9 protein-coding genes are annotated in these 14,116 nt (G+C 72.5%); 4 read left to right on the top strand and 5 right to left on the bottom strand.

What is annotated here, in order from left to right:
* Nucleotides 1–11: 11 nt before the first annotated feature.
* Nucleotides 12–875: an acyl-CoA thioesterase gene (locus ACH4TP_RS22140; protein ID WP_398182013.1), complete on the bottom strand. Its 864-nt coding sequence runs from the start codon at nucleotides 873–875 to the stop codon at nucleotides 12–14.
* A 13-nt stretch (nucleotides 876–888) separates the two neighbouring features.
* Entirely contained in the window at nucleotides 889–3,450 is a 2,562-nt protein-coding gene (locus tag ACH4TP_RS22135) for a DEAD/DEAH box helicase (protein ID WP_389229286.1), read from the bottom strand.
* Nucleotides 3,451–3,533: 83 nt separating this feature from the next.
* Between ACH4TP_RS22135 and ACH4TP_RS22130 the strand changes: the two genes are divergently transcribed.
* Together ACH4TP_RS22130 and ACH4TP_RS22125 are read left to right on the top strand one after the other, a co-directional pair.
* Nucleotides 3,534–4,325, top strand: a complete 792-nt coding sequence (locus ACH4TP_RS22130) for a metal-dependent hydrolase (protein ID WP_389229283.1) — start codon at nucleotides 3,534–3,536, stop codon at nucleotides 4,323–4,325.
* An 89-nt stretch (nucleotides 4,326–4,414) separates the two neighbouring features.
* Nucleotides 4,415–6,028 carry a peptide-N4-asparagine amidase gene (locus ACH4TP_RS22125; protein ID WP_398182019.1) on the top strand — a complete coding sequence of 538 codons (1,614 nt, stop codon included), beginning with the start codon at nucleotides 4,415–4,417 and terminating at the stop codon, nucleotides 6,026–6,028.
* A gap of 52 nt (nucleotides 6,029–6,080) precedes the next feature.
* On the opposite strand, the gene ACH4TP_RS22120 is transcribed toward ACH4TP_RS22125, so the two are convergent.
* The 3 genes from ACH4TP_RS22120 to ACH4TP_RS22110 all read right to left on the bottom strand — a co-directional run bounded on the left by ACH4TP_RS22120 (nucleotide 6,081) and on the right by ACH4TP_RS22110 (nucleotide 11,065).
* On the bottom strand, nucleotides 6,081–7,496 hold the full coding sequence (locus ACH4TP_RS22120; protein WP_389229278.1) for a Gfo/Idh/MocA family protein: 1,416 nt from the start codon (nucleotides 7,494–7,496) through the stop codon (nucleotides 6,081–6,083).
* Between the two features lie 142 nt (nucleotides 7,497–7,638).
* Nucleotides 7,639–10,563 carry an FAD-binding and (Fe-S)-binding domain-containing protein gene (locus tag ACH4TP_RS22115; protein WP_398438885.1) on the bottom strand — a complete coding sequence of 975 codons (2,925 nt, stop codon included), beginning with the start codon at nucleotides 10,561–10,563 and terminating at the stop codon, nucleotides 7,639–7,641.
* Between the two features lie 40 nt (nucleotides 10,564–10,603).
* Complete coding sequence (locus ACH4TP_RS22110) at nucleotides 10,604–11,065, bottom strand: MarR family winged helix-turn-helix transcriptional regulator (RefSeq protein WP_398438884.1); 462 nt, start codon at nucleotides 11,063–11,065, stop codon at nucleotides 10,604–10,606.
* Between the two features lie 91 nt (nucleotides 11,066–11,156).
* Here ACH4TP_RS22110 and ACH4TP_RS22105 point away from each other — a divergent pair, with 91 nt between their 5' ends.
* Together ACH4TP_RS22105 and mltG are read left to right on the top strand one after the other, a co-directional pair.
* On the top strand, nucleotides 11,157–13,001 hold the full coding sequence (locus ACH4TP_RS22105; RefSeq protein WP_398438883.1) for an ABC transporter ATP-binding protein: 1,845 nt from the start codon (nucleotides 11,157–11,159) through the stop codon (nucleotides 12,999–13,001).
* Between the two features lie 288 nt (nucleotides 13,002–13,289).
* Nucleotides 13,290–14,114 carry an endolytic transglycosylase MltG gene (gene mltG, locus ACH4TP_RS22100; protein ID WP_398438882.1) on the top strand — a complete coding sequence of 275 codons (825 nt, stop codon included), beginning with the start codon at nucleotides 13,290–13,292 and terminating at the stop codon, nucleotides 14,112–14,114.
* Nucleotides 14,115–14,116: the final 2 nt, after the last annotated feature.

The following is a 14,116-nucleotide window of genomic DNA, read 5'->3' as shown; positions in this document are numbered from 1 at the left end:
CCGGGCCGGGGTCAGAGCTTCCGGAACAGGCCTTCCTGGACCACCGACACCAGCAGCCTGCCCTCGCGGTCGTAGATGCGGCCGCGGGCCAGGCCCCGGCCGCCCGTGGCGATGGGGGACTCCTGGTCGTACAGGAACCACTCGTCCGCCCGGAACGGCCGGTGGAACCACATCGCGTGGTCCAGCGACGCCATGTCGAAGCCGCGCGGGCCCCAGAGGGGTTCCACCGGGATCCGGACCGCGTCCAGGAGCGTCATGTCCGAGGCGTACGTCAGCGCGCAGGTGTGGACGAGGGGGTCGTCGCCCAGCGGGCCCACCGCACGCATCCACACCGCGCTGCGCGGGTCCGCGCCCTTGACCTCGTCCGGGGTCCAGCGCAGCCGGTCCACGTAGCGGATGTCGAAGGGCTGGCGGCGGGCCATGCGCTCCAGGGCCTCCGGCAGCGCGCCCAGGTGCTCCCGGATCTCGTCGGCGAGGTTCGGGAGGCTCTCCGGGTCCGTCAGGTGGCGCGGCGGCAGCTGGTGCTCGAAGGCGCCCTCCTCCGGCTTGTGGAAGGAGGCCGTGAGGTTGAAGATCGTCCGGCCCTCCTGGATGGCCGTGACCCGGCGGGTCGTGAACGAGCGCCCGTCGCGCACCCGCTCCACCTGGTACACGATCGGCACTCCGGGGCGGCCCGGCCGCAGGAAGTAGGCATGCAGCGAGTGCACCGGCCGGTCGCCCTCCGTGGTGCGGCCGGCCGCCACCAGGGCCTGCCCGGCGACCTGCCCGCCGAAGACCCGCTGCAGCGACTCCTGCGGGCTGCGCCCACGGAAGATGTTCACCTCGATCTGCTCCAGGTCGAGCAGGTCCACGAGCCTCTCGGCGGGGTTCGTCATCCCGGTTCTCCTCCTACAGCTGTCCGACGGACGTCACGCGCACCACCGCACGGCCCTCCTCGTCGGAGGCCGCGAGATCCACCTCCGCGCTGATGCCCCAGTCATGGTCGCCGTTCGGGTCGGCGAAGGTCTGCCGGACGCGCCACAGCCCGTGCGCCGCGTCCTCCTCGATCGCGAGCAGCTTCGGGCCGCGCGCGTCCGGACCCGTACCCAGGTCGTCGTACTCGTCCCAGTACGCGTCCATCGCCTCGCCCCACGCGTCCGCGTCCCAGCCGGACTCCGCGTCCAGCTCGCCCAGCGCGTCCACGTTGTCGAGGGCGGCCAGCTCCACCCGGCGGAACATCGCGTTGCGCACCAGGACCCGGAAGGCGCGGGCGTTCGCCGTGACCGGCTTGACCTGGTCGGCCTTCTCCTGGGCCTCCTCGGCCGTCTGGACCTCCGGGTTCGCCAGCTGCTCCCACTCGTCGAGCAGCGAGGAGTCCACCTGGCGCACCATCTCGCCCAGCCAGGCGATCAGGTCCTCCAGGTCCTCGGTCTTCAGGTCGTCCGGGATGGTGTGGTCGAGCGCCTTGTACGCGGACGCCAGGTACCGCAGGACGATGCCCTCGGTCCGCGCCAGCTCGTACCAGGAGGTGAACTCGGTGAACGTCAGCGCCCGCTCGTACATGTCACGGATGACCGACTTCGGCGACACCGGGTGGTCGCCGACCCACGGGTGCGACTTCCGGTAGACGTTGTACGCGTGCCAGAGCAGCTCCTCCAGCGGCTTCGGGTACGAGATCTCCTGGAGCCGCTCCATCCGCTCCTCGTACTCGACGCCGTCCGCCTTCATCCGCCCCACGGCCTCTCCGCGCGCCTTGTTCTGCATGGCGGCGAGGATCTGGCGCGGGTCGTCGAGGGTCGACTCGACGACCGAGACCATGTCGAGCGCGTACGAGGGGGACTCCGGGTCGAGCAGGTCGAAGGCGGCGAGCGCGAACGTCGACAGCGGCTGGTTGAGCGCGAAGTCCTGCTGGAGGTCGACCGTCAGCCGGATCGTGCGGCCCTCGGCGTCCGGCTCGTCCAGCTGCTCCACCACACCGCCGTCGAGCAGCGAGCGGTAGATCGCGATGGCCCGGCGGATGTGCCGCAGCTGCGCCTTGCGCGGCTCGTGGTTGTCCTCCAGGAGCTTGCGCATCGCCTCGAAGGCGTTGCCCGGACGGGCGATCACCGACAGCAGCATGATGTTGGTGACCTTGAAGCGGGAGGTCAGCGGCTCCGGCTCGGCCTCGATCAGCTTCTCGAAGGTGGCCTCGCTCCAGGCGACGAAGCCCTCGGGGGCCTTCTTGCGGACCACCTTGCGGCGCTTCTTCGGGTCGTCGCCGGCCTTCGCGAGCGCCTTCTCGTTCTCGATGACGTGCTCGGGCGCCTGCGCCACCACGAAACCGGCCGTGTCGAAGCCGGCCCGGCCGGCGCGGCCCGCGATCTGGTGGAACTCACGGGCGCGCAGGGTCCGCACCCGGTTGCCGTCGTACTTGGTGAGGGCCGTGAAGAGCACCGTGCGGATCGGCACGTTCACGCCGACGCCCAGGGTGTCCGTCCCGCAGATCACCTTCAGCAGGCCCGCCTGGGCGAGCTTCTCCACGAGCCTCCGGTACTTCGGCAGCATGCCCGCGTGGTGCACGCCGATGCCGTGGCGGACGTACCGCGAGAGGTTCTGGCCGAACTTGGTGGTGAAGCGGAAGTTGCCGATCAGCTCGGCGATCTGGTCCTTCTCCTCGCGCGTGCACATGTTGATGCTCATCAGCGACTGCGCGCGCTCGACGGCCTGCGCCTGCGTGAAGTGCACGATGTAGACGGGCGCCTGCTTGGTCTCCAGGAGCTCCGTCAGGGTGTCCGTGATGGGCGTGAGGCGGTACTCGTACGACAGCGGGACCGGCCGGGTCGCCGAGCGGACCACCGAGGTCGGACGCCCGGTCCGCCGGGTCAGGTCCTTCTCGAACATCGACACGTCGCCGAGCGTGGCCGACATGAGGACGAACTGCGCCTGGGGGAGTTCCAGGAGCGGGATCTGCCAGGCCCAGCCGCGGTCCTGCTCGGCGTAGAAGTGGAACTCGTCCATGACGACCTGGCCGATGTCGGCGTACTTGCCGTCCCGCAGCGCGATCGAGGCGAGCACCTCCGCCGTGCAGCAGATCACCGGGGCGTCCGCGTTCACGGAGGCGTCGCCGGTCAGCATGCCGACGTTCTCGGTGCCGAAGAGCTTGCACAGGTCGAAGAACTTCTCCGACACCAGCGCCTTGATCGGCGCGGTGTAGAAGGTCACCTGGTCGTTCGCGAGCGCCGTGAAGTGCGCACCCGCCGCGACCAGCGACTTTCCCGATCCGGTGGGCGTGGACAAGATCACGTTGGCCCCGGAGACGACCTCGATCAGCGCCTCTTCCTGGGCCGGGTAGAGCGTGATGCCCCGGTCCTCGGCCCAGGAGGAGAAGGCCTCGAAGAGGGCGTCGGGGTCGGCGGTCGGCGGCAGCTGATCGATAAGGGTCACGCCCCCATCTTGCCCGCATTCCGCTCGGATGAGGGAACCGGCCGTCATCAGGCTTGATCACGGACGGTAGGCTCGTCCGTCGACCGGGCGTCAACTGGGCGCCGGCAGGGGAGAAACGGGGCGGGCCAACCATGATGGGACCGGCGCACTCGCTGTCCGGAGCGGCGGCCTGGCTGGGCGTCGGAGCGGCCGCGGCCGCCTTCGACCACCCGATGCCCTGGCCGGTTCTCGTCGCCGGCGCGCTCATCTGCGCGGGCGCCGCCCTCGCGCCCGACCTCGACCACAAGTCGGCGACCATCTCCCGCGCCTTCGGGCCGGTCTCCCGGGGCCTCTGCGAGGTCGTCGACAAGCTGTCGTACGCCGTCTACAAGGCGACCCGCTCCTCCTCCGACCCCCGCAGGTCCGGCGGGCACCGGACCCTCACCCACACCTGGCTCTGGGCGGTCCTGATCGGCGCCGGGGCCTCCGTCGCGGCGGTCACCGGGGGCCGCTGGGCCGTCCTCGCGATCCTCTTCGTCCACCTGGTCCTCGCCGTGGAAGGCCTGCTGTGGCGGGCCGCCCGGATGTCCAGCGACGTCCTCGTCTGGCTGCTCGGCGCCGCCGGCGCCTGGATCCTCGCGGGCGTCCTCGACCAGCCCGGCAACGGCGCGAACTGGTTCTTCACCGGCCCCGGCCAGGAGTACCTGTGGCTGGGCCTGCCCATCGTCCTGGGCGCCCTCGTGCACGACATCGGCGACGCCCTGACCGTCTCCGGCTGCCCGATCCTGTGGCCCATCCCCGTCGGCCGCAAGCGCTGGTACCCGCTCGGCCCGCCCAAGGGCATGCGCTTCCGGGCCGGCAGCTGGGTCGAGCTCAAGGTCCTGATGCCCGCCTTCATGCTCCTGGGCGGCGTCGGAGGGGCCTCGGCGCTCGGCTTCCTCTAGCCCTCCGCGGAACACGAGGGGACAGATCGCGCCATGTCGGCTCATCGTCCTCTGGACCGCGCCGCGCGACCGCGCTTCACTTCCGGCCCATGAGATCACTCAAGATCACGAGCGTGATCGGCGGTCTGGTGCTCGCCGCCGGAGCGCTGTTCGCCGCCCACCCGGCCGCCGCCGACGGTCCGAACGGCCCGACGCCGCCCGCCGAGTTCACCACCGACTGGCACGACCCGGTCACCGCCGCCCCGCCCGTCGGGACCCCCGGGACCCGCAGCTGCGAGGTCACCCTCGCCGCCGCGCGGTTCCGCGACTTCACCCCGTACCAGGGGAGCTACACCCCGCCGAAGGAGTGCGGCCCGAGCACCCGCTGGAACAAGGTCGTCCTGCGCCTCGACGGACAGGTCAAGGGCCGCCAGTACGACCGTCTGGGCCACCTCTCCCTCGGCGGCGTCGAGCTCCTCCGCACCTCCACCCCCGAGCCCTCGCCCGAGGGCATCAGCTGGTCCGTCGAGAAGGACGTCACCCGCTACCGCGACACCCTCAGCCGCCCGGGGCCCGTCGAGATGCTCATCGGCAACGTCGTCAACGACACGTACACCGGTGTCATCGACGTCCGCGTCACCCTCACCTTCCACACCGCCGAGGGCCGCGTGAAGCCCGCCGCCGGCACCCCCGACCGGGTCGTCCCGCTCACCGGCGCCACCCTCACCACCCCGCGCAACACCGAGCGCGTCCTCGCCGAGGTGTACGCCACCGGCTCCGGCGGCGGCTGCGAGGAGTTCTGGTACCTCACCGTCCCCGACGCCGCCCCCTACTCCTGCAAGGCCGCCGACGGGCCCTACCGGGAGGTGCGGATCTCCGTCGACGGGAAGCTCGCCGGCATCGCCGCCCCCTTCCCGCACGTGTGGACCGGCGGCTGGTCCAACCCCTTCCTCTGGTACGTGACCCCCGCGCCGCGCGCCTTCGACGTGCAGCCGATCACCTACGACCTCACGCCGTTCGCGGCCCTGTTCAACGACGGCGGGGCCCATCGCGTGGAGGTCTCCGTCGCCGGAGTGCCCGCCGGGCAGTCCGGCTGGAGCGTCCCCGCCAACGTGCTCCTCTGGCAGGACGAGGGCAGCGAGGTCGTCACCGGCGCCCTGGACCGGCACGAGTTCGGCACCCCGCGCAACTCCGCCGTGTACACGGCCGGTTCGCCCGACGTCCTGGAGACCACGGGCGGCGACACGCTCACCGTCGCCGGGCACCTGAACACCTCGCACGGCCGGGTCGCCACCACCGTCACCCGCACCGTCGACCACCGCTCCACGCACCGCTGGGGCGCCGACGAGAACCCGGACGCGCTCACCGCCCGCTGGACCGACGACGAGACCGTCACCGTCGGCCGGACCGCGACCCGCACCCGGCGCACGTACACGATGGACGGCGAGATCTCCGTCGACGGCGCGAACCGCCTGCGGACCGTCCTCACCGTCGGCGACCGCGCCGCCGTCGACGTAGTCCGGGGAGAGAAGCGGCTGTCCTGGTCCCGCCTGGACGACACCTACACCGGCGACGCCTCCTTCACCCTCGGCGTCCCGCGCGACCAGCGGCACGCGGTCGGCACCAGCACCGAGCGCTACCGGCTGTACGGCTCCGCAGGCTGCTACGACCGCAGCCTGACGACCGTCCAGGGCACGGTCACCGAGGACCTGCGGCGCTGCTGAGACGCACGGCCGCCCGGCCCCTCGCGCCGAGGGGCCGGGCGGTACGGCACCGTCAGGCCGGCTTCGCCGAGTCCACGCCCGGGCGGGCCTTCTGCCAGGCGCCGCGCGTGAAGTCGGGAATCTCCTGCGGGGCCCCGCCCGCCTTGATGGAGGCGTGGCTCAGCGGCACCGGAGCCGTCCAGGTGGCGGCGTCGTACACGTCGAAGTCCGGCGGAAGGCCCAGCTGGAGGCACTGCATCAGGCGGTAGACCATGATGTAGTCCATGCCGCCGTGGCCGCCCGGCGGATTGGCGTGCTCCTTCCACAGCCAGTGGTCGAACTCGGCCGCGTACGCCGAGAAGTCGCCCCACGCGTCGTCCTTGTGGTCAGGCTCCAGATAGATCCGGGCCGGGTAGTCCTCGAAGACGCCCCGCGTGCCGCCCAGGCTGTTGATCCTGCTGTACGGATGCGGGGTGGAGACGTCGTGCTCCAGGCGGATCAGCCGGCCCTTGGCCGTCGTGACCATGCTGACCGTCCGGTCGCTCTCGACGTACGTCTCCTTCCAGCTCGGGTCGCCGGCCGGCATGTGCGCCGCGCGGTACTCGGCGAGTCCGAGCGCCGGGGTGCCGAAGCTGCTGATGCTCACCGCCCGGTCGCCCCGGTTGACGTCCATGTAGTTGGCGACCGGACCGAAGCCGTGGTTCGGGTAGAGGTCCCCGCGCAGCTTCGTGTGCCACGTCCGGCGCCAGGGCCCCTCGTAGTACGTCGGCGAGAACAGCAGTTCGCGCAGGTCGTGGTTGTACGCCCCCGCGCCGTGCAGCAGCTCCCCGAACCTCCCGGCGTGCGCCATCCGCAGGACCCGCATCTCGTTCCGCCCGTAGCAGCAGTTCTCCAGCTGCATGCAGTGGCGGCGGGTCTGCTCCGACAGGTCGACGAGCTCCCACAGCTCGGTGAGCTCCATCGCGACCGGGCACTCCACGCCGACGTGCTTGCCGCCCAGCATCGCCGCCCGGGCGACCGGGAAGTGGGTCTCCCAGGGGGTCGCCACGTACACGAAGTCGAGGTCGGTGCGGGTGCAGAGGTTCTCGTAGTCGTCCGCGCCGTGGGTGTACAGGGCGGGGGCCGGCTGTCCGGCGGCGACGACGGCCGCGGCGGCCCGCTCGGCCTTCTCGCGCACCGGATCGCAGACGGCGACCACCCGGACCCAGGGGAGGGCGAGGAAGTTGCCGATCATGCCGGCGCCGCGGTTGCCGTACCCGACGATGCCGACCCGGACGGTGGAACGGCCCTCGAACGGGACCCCCGCCATGGTGGCGCCCCGGCGCTGCGGCACGGCGGGGGTCTCCGGGGCGAGGGCGGGAACGGGTCCGGTGGCCGCCCGGGCGGGCTGTCCGCTCGCGGCGGCGATGCCGAGCCCGGCCCCGGCCGCCCCGGCGGTGGTCCTGAGGACCGTGCGACGACTCGGGGGGCGTGGTGTGCGGTCGTCCATGGAACCTCCCTGCTGACGGGTGGTTGGACTGTACAAGTCCGCCGCTCGGGCGGGGCCGTACCCATCGCCCATGATCACTCGAACATACGAAGGGCCCCTCACCGCTCGGGGTGAGAGGCCCTTCGTCCGAAGACCCGGACGGTCAGGGGCGGGTGGCGCGCTCCAGGGCGAGCAGCACCGACCGGTAGCTCCGGCCCGTCGCCCGGTCCATGCCGATCTCGCACATCCGGTTCGCCGAGAGGTGCGCGTCGAACGGACGGGCCGTCACCTCCGCCGCCTCGCGGGCCGTCGCCGAGGCCGTCAGCTCCGGATGCAGCATGCCCCGGTCGCCGGCGAAGGCGCAGCAGCCCGCGTCGGCGGGGACGACGACCTCCTCCGCGCAGGCCCCGGCGAGCGCGGTGAGCTTGTCCTCGTCGCCCAGGTGCCGCATCGAGCAGGTCGGATGGACCACGGCCGAGGCGACGCGGCGCCGCACGTCGAGCCGGGGGAGCAGCTCGTCCGCCGCCCACACCAGCGAGTCCACCACGGTCAGTTCGGCATGCAGCTCCCGGTTGTCCTCCGTCAGGTACGGCACCACCTCGTCCGCGATCCCGAGGGTGCAGGAGGAGGCGTCCACCACCAGCGGCAGCCTCCCGCCGGCCGTCCAGCCCCAGGCGGCCTCGACGATCCGGTTCGCCATCACCTCGTTGCCCCGCTCGTACCCCTTGGAGTGCCAGATCGTCGCGCAGCACGTCCCGGCCACGTCGTCCGGGATCCACACCGGCCGCCCGGCCCGCGCGGACACCGCGACGACGGCCTCCGGCAGCGAGGGCCCGCGCTCGCCCTCCGGATCGCCGAAGATGCGGTTCACACAGGCCGGGTAGTAGACGGCGGCCGCCGCCGGGCGGTGGGTGCGGGGCAGCCGCCGCGCCGCCGCGCCCGGCATCTCCGGCAGCCACTCCGGTACGAGGTCGGGGCGGACGGCCCTGCGGGCGAGGCCCGTCACCGACTCCAGGACCCGGTCGCCGATCCGGTCCGCCGCCGCGACCGCGAGCCGCGCGGAGGCCTCCACGGCACGGAAGTTCCGCGCGGCGAGGGCGGCGATCCGCTCCTCGCGCGGCGAGTGCCGCTCGTGCCGGAACTCCTTCATCAGCGCCCCCGTGTCGATCCCGACCGGGCAGGCCAGCTTGCAGGTGGAGTCCCCGGCGCAGGTGTCGACGGCGTCGTAGCCGTACGACTCCAGGAGCCGGGTCTCGACGGGGGAGCCGTCGGACTGGCGCATCATCTCCCGGCGCAGCACGATCCGCTGGCGCGGAGTGGTCGTCAGGTCGTGGCTGGGGCAGGTCGGTTCGCAGAAGCCGCACTCGATGCAGGGGTCGGCGATCCGCTCCACGGCCGGGATCGTCTTCAGGCCGCGCAGATGGGCCTGCGGATCGCGGTCCAGGACGATCCGGGGGGCGAGCACGCCGGCCGGGTCGACGGCCTCCTTGACCCGCCACATCAGATCGGTCGCCTTCGCCCCCCACTCCAGCTCCAGGAAGGGCGCGATGTTGCGGCCGGTGGCGTGCTCCGCCTTCAGCGAGCCGTCGAAGCGCTCCACGGTCAGCTTGCAGAACTCGTCCATGAAGGCCGCGTACCGCTCGACGTCGGAGGGGTCGGCCGCGTCGAAGGCGAGCAGGAAGTGGAGGTTGCCGTGGGCCGCGTGGCCGGCCACGGCCGCGTCGAAGCCGTGCCGGGCCTGGAGGTCGAGCAGCGCGGCGCAGGCCTCCGCGAGCCGCTCCGGCGGCACCGCGAAGTCCTCGGTGATCAGGGTCGTACCGGAGGGGCGGGAGCCGCCGACGGCCGTCACGAAGGCCTTGCGGGCCTTCCAGTAGCCGGAGATCCGCTTCGGGTCCCGGGTGAAGGCGTTCTCCGCGGAGGCCACCGGGGCGACCGGCCGGAGACCGGCGAGCACGCGCTCCGCCGCCCGCTCGTACGCCTCCAGGGCCGCCGTGTCCGGGGCCCGGAACTCGACCAGGAGCGCCGCCGTCTCCTTCGGCAGCTCCGCCCAGTCGGCCGGCACGCCCGCCACGCTCACCGAGGCCCGCAGCGTGTTGCCGTCCATCAGCTCGACGGCGAGCGCCCCGGCCTCGTTGAACAGGGGCACGGCCGCGGCGGCGGCCGGCAGCGAGGGGAAGAAGAGCAGGGCCGTGGAGACCGCGCGGTCCAGCGGCAGGGTGTCGAAGACGACCTCGGAGATGAAGCCGAGGGTGCCCTCGGAGCCGACCATCAGACCGCGCAGGATCCGCACCGGGGTGTCGCCGTCGAGGAAGGCGTCGAGCCGGTAGCCGTTGGTGTTCTTGAGGGTGTGCTTGGCGCGGATCCGGGCGGTCAGTTCGGCGTCCGCCTCGATCTCCGCCTTCAGCGCCAGGAGCTCCGCGCAGAGCCTCGGCTCGGCGCGCGCGAGCTCCTCGTCGGCGTCCGGGTCCGCCGTGTCGACCACGGTCCCGCTCGGCAGCACGACGGTGAGGGAGGCGACGGTCCGGTACGAGTTCCGGGTGGTGCCGGCGGTCATCCCCGAGGCGTTGTTGGCGACGACCCCGCCGATCGTGCAGGCGACCGCGCTGGCCGGATCGGGTCCGAGGACCCGCCCGTGCGGGGCGAGCGCGGCATTGGCCCGCACCACGGTGGTGCCGGGCCGGATCCTGGCCCGGGCCCCGCCGTCCAGGACCTCGACGCCCGCCCAGTGGCGGCGCACGTCGACGAGGACGTCCTCGCCCTGCGCCTGTCCGTTGAGGCTGGTCCCGGCGGCCCGGAAGACCACCTCGCGGCCCTTGCCGTGGGCGTACGACAGGACGGCGGAGATGTCGTCGATGTCCTCGGCGACCACGACGACCTGGGGGACGAAGCGGTACGGGCTGGCGTCCGAGGCGTAGCGCACCAGGTCGGAGATGTCCGACAGGACCTTGCCCGGCCCGAGGAGCTCGGTGAGCTCCTCGCGCAGCCGCCGCGGCGTGCCCCGGGACTGGAGCTCCGGCACGCGGTCCGGGGCGGGGGTCCGCTCCGTGCCGGGGCGGAGGGCCTGCGGGTTCGGCTCGAACAGCGGCATGTGACGGCTCCCCTTTCGGCGCGGCCCCGCGCCCGGGGGGTCAGCAGCCGCGCTCCGGGCCGGGGTCGACCAGGGCGGACAGCAGACCTTCGAGCACCTCGCGCTGATCGACGGTCAATGGAGCAAGGATGTCCTCTGCGGCGGCCCTGCGCGCGCTGCGCAGCTCGCGCAGCGTGGCGCGGCCGGCGTCGGTGAGCTCGATCCGCACCACCCGGCGGTTGTCGGGGTCGGGCACCCGGCGCACCCGGTCGCTCGCCTCCAGGCCGTCGACGAGACTGGTCACGGCCCTCGGGACGACCTCCAGGCGGGCCGCGAGGTCGGCCATCCGGGGCGGCTCGCCGAAGTGCGCGACCATGCGCAGCAGCCGGGACTGCGCGGGCGTGATGCCGACCGGCTCCAGGTGGCGCTTCTGGATGCGGTGCAGTCGCCGGGTGAGCCGGAGCAGCTGCTCGGCGAGGAGTCCGTCGGTGTCGGCCCTGGCCAGCGGGTCGGAGGTGCTCATGCGGGAACAATATCAGGACCATGTTCATTGTGAGCATAGGTAACAATGAGCTATGGTCTTCAATCGACCGCCGAATCTCTCGAAGGAGCCCATGCGCCCCCACGACCAGTCCGACTGGACACCCCCGCCCCGGGAACCCGGCCGCCCCAAGGAGCCCGCCCAGGTGCGGCGGATCCTGCGGCTCTTCCGCCCCTACCGCGCGCGCCTCGCGCTCGTCGGCCTCCTGGTCGGCGCCGCCTCGCTCGTCTCGGTCGCCTCGCCGTTCCTCCTCCGGGAGATCCTGGACGTCGCGATCCCCCAGGGCCGCACCGGGCTGCTCAGCCTGCTCGCCCTCGGCATGATCGCCACCGCCGTCCTGACCAGCGTCTTCGGCGTGCTCCAGACCCTCATCTCGACCACCGTCGGCCAGCGCGTCATGCACGACCTGCGCACCGGGGTCTACGAGCAGCTCCAGCGGATGCCGCTCGCCTTCTTCACGCGCACGCGTACGGGCGAGGTCCAGTCCCGCATCGCCAACGACATCGGCGGCATGCAGGCGACCGTGACCTCCACGGCCACCTCCCTCGTCTCGAACCTGACGGCCGTCGTCGCGACCGTCGTCGCCATGCTCGCCCTCGACTGGCGCCTCACCCTCGTCTCGCTGCTCCTGCTGCCGGTCTTCGTCTGGATCAGCCGGCGCGTCGGCCGCGAGCGCAAGAAGATCACCACCCAGCGCCAGAAGCAGATGGCCGCCATGGCCGCGACCGTCACCGAGTCCCTCTCGGTCAGCGGCATCCTGCTCGGTCGCACCATGGGCCGCTCCGACTCGCTGACCAGGTCCTTCGCCGAGGAGTCCGAGCGCCTCGTCGACCTGGAGGTGCGCTCCTCCATGGCCGGGCGGTGGCGGATGTCCACCATCGGCATCGTCATGGCCGCGATGCCCGCCCTGATCTACTGGGCCGCCGGCATCGCCCTCGGCTCGGGCGGCCCGCAGATCTCGCTCGGCACGCTCGTCGCCTTCGTCTCCCTCCAGCAGGGCCTCTTCCGGCCCGCCGTCAGCCTGCTCTCCACCGGCGTGCAGATGCAGACCTCCCTCGCGCTCTTCCAGCGCATCTTCGAGTACCTCGACCTGCCCGTCGACATCACCGAGCCCGAGGAGCCGGTCCGGCTGCCGGAGATCCGCGGAGAGGTCTCCTTCGAGAAGGTCGGGTTCCACTACGACCCCGAGGGCAGGGGCCGCCCGACCCTGGACGGCATCGACCTGACCGTCCCCGCCGGCGGCAGCCTGGCCGTCGTCGGCCCCACCGGCTCCGGCAAGTCCACCCTCAGCTATCTGGTGCCCCGGCTGTACGACGTCACCGGCGGCCGCGTCACCCTCGACGGGGTCGACGTGCGCGACCTGGACTTCGACACCCTCGCCCGCGCGGTCGGCGTCGTCTCCCAGGAGACGTACCTCTTCCACGCCTCCGTCGCCGACAACCTGCGCTTCGCCAAGCCGGACGCCACCGACGAGGAGATCGAGGCCGCCGCGCGCGCCGCCCAGATCCACGAGCACATCGCCTCGCTCCCCGAGGGGTACGACACCCTCGTCGGCGAGCGCGGCTACCGCTTCTCGGGCGGCGAGAAGCAGCGCCTCGCCATCGCGCGCACCATCCTGCGCGATCCGCCGGTGCTGATCCTCGACGAGGCGACCAGCGCCCTCGACACCCGGACCGAGCACGCGGTGCAGCGCGCCATCGACGCCCTGTCGGCCGGCCGCACCACGATCACCATCGCCCACCGGCTCTCCACCGTCCGCGACGCCGACCAGATCGTCGTCCTGGAGGCGGGCAGGATCGCCGAGCGCGGGACGCACGAGGAGCTGCTCGCCCGGGACGGGCGGTACGCGGCCCTGGTCCGCAGGGACGCCCGCACCGAACAGGCGAACGTGGGAGCGGTTGTTCCCCAGAACGTGTGATCGTGCCGGGATTCGTTGCTTCACCCTCTCGGCCCATCGGATGATTACGGAGTGCGAGCGACGGGCTGCAGACCGCGACCGCACACGTCCCACTGATGTACCTGTACGAGGAGAAGCACCACCATGAACGTCATCACCAACCTGCTCGCCGGCGTCTTCCACTTCCTGGGCTGGCTCATCTGACGCTCGCAGCACCCGGCGCCGCCGGTCCCCCGTCCCAGGGGGCCGGCGGCGCCGCCGTGTGCGCGGTTCCCCGGATTCGCGCACGGACCGGGTTAGCGTGCGGCCATGACGTACCGCCGCGCCCGTCTCACCCGGCGCGGCCGCCTGACGCTGCTCCTCGGAGCCGTCCTCGTCGTGGCCGCCGCCGTCACCGTCCCGGTGCTGCTCGGCCGGGACGGTCCGGCCGTCGAACAGCCCCGCACGCTCCTCGTCCCGGAGGGCTGGCGGGCGGGCCAGGTCTACGCGGCCGTGGACCGGGCGCTCCACCTGCCCGAGGGGACCGCGCGGAGGACCGCGACCACCCCGGGAGTCCTCCCGCTGCCCGCCGCGGCCGGCGGCAACCCCGAGGGCTATCTCTTCCCCGCGACGTACCCGGTGGTCTCGGCCACCACCCCGCAGGCACTGCTGCGCTCCATGGTGGGCACCGCGGCGAAACGCTACGGCGCCGGGCGGATCGCCGAGGGCGCGCGGGCGCACGGGCTCAGCGTGTACGAGACGGTCGTCGCGGCCAGCATCGTGCAGGCCGAGGCCGACAACCCCGAGGACATGGCGAAGGTGGCCCGCGTCGTGCTCAACCGGCTCGCCCGGGGCATGGCGCTCCAGATGGACTCGACCCTCCATTACGGGCTCCGGCGCGACGGCGTCGACACGAGCCTCGGGGACACGGAGTCCCGGAGCCCGTACAACACCTACGCGCGGAAGGGCCTGCCGCCGACGCCGATCGACAACCCGGGGGACGAGGCCGTGGACGCGGTGATCCGGCCCGCCGACGGCGACTGGCTGTACTTCGTCACGGTCGCCCCGGGGGACACCCGCTTCACCGCCGACTACGCGACCCACCGGGCGAACGTGGCCGAGTTCAACGCCCGTCGGGCCGCCGCGCGGCACTGACG

The organism is Streptomyces sp. NPDC021012, from assembly GCF_044333355.1.
In the GTDB taxonomy this organism is placed as follows: Bacteria; Actinomycetota; Actinomycetes; order Streptomycetales; family Streptomycetaceae; genus Streptomyces.
The sequence above is the reverse complement of the archived record's forward strand: the minus strand, read 5'-3'. Positions and strand labels throughout refer to the sequence as shown.

Coding starts and splice junctions, on each gene's coding strand:
- ACH4TP_RS22135 (WP_389229286.1), bottom strand. CDS start 3,450: ATGACGGCCGGTTCCCTCATCCGAGCGGAATGCGGGCAAGATGGGGGC.
- ACH4TP_RS22140 (WP_398182013.1), bottom strand. CDS start 875: ATGACGAACCCCGCCGAGAGGCTCGTGGACCTGCTCGACCTGGAGCAG.
- ACH4TP_RS22130 (WP_389229283.1), top strand. CDS start 3,534: ATGATGGGACCGGCGCACTCGCTGTCCGGAGCGGCGGCCTGGCTGGGC.
- ACH4TP_RS22125 (WP_398182019.1), top strand. CDS start 4,415: ATGAGATCACTCAAGATCACGAGCGTGATCGGCGGTCTGGTGCTCGCC.
- ACH4TP_RS22120 (WP_389229278.1), bottom strand. CDS start 7,496: ATGGACGACCGCACACCACGCCCCCCGAGTCGTCGCACGGTCCTCAGG.
- mltG (WP_398438882.1), top strand. CDS start 13,290: ATGACGTACCGCCGCGCCCGTCTCACCCGGCGCGGCCGCCTGACGCTG.
- ACH4TP_RS22115 (WP_398438885.1), bottom strand. CDS start 10,563: ATGCCGCTGTTCGAGCCGAACCCGCAGGCCCTCCGCCCCGGCACGGAG.
- ACH4TP_RS22105 (WP_398438883.1), top strand. CDS start 11,157: ATGCGCCCCCACGACCAGTCCGACTGGACACCCCCGCCCCGGGAACCC.
- ACH4TP_RS22110 (WP_398438884.1), bottom strand. CDS start 11,065: ATGAGCACCTCCGACCCGCTGGCCAGGGCCGACACCGACGGACTCCTC.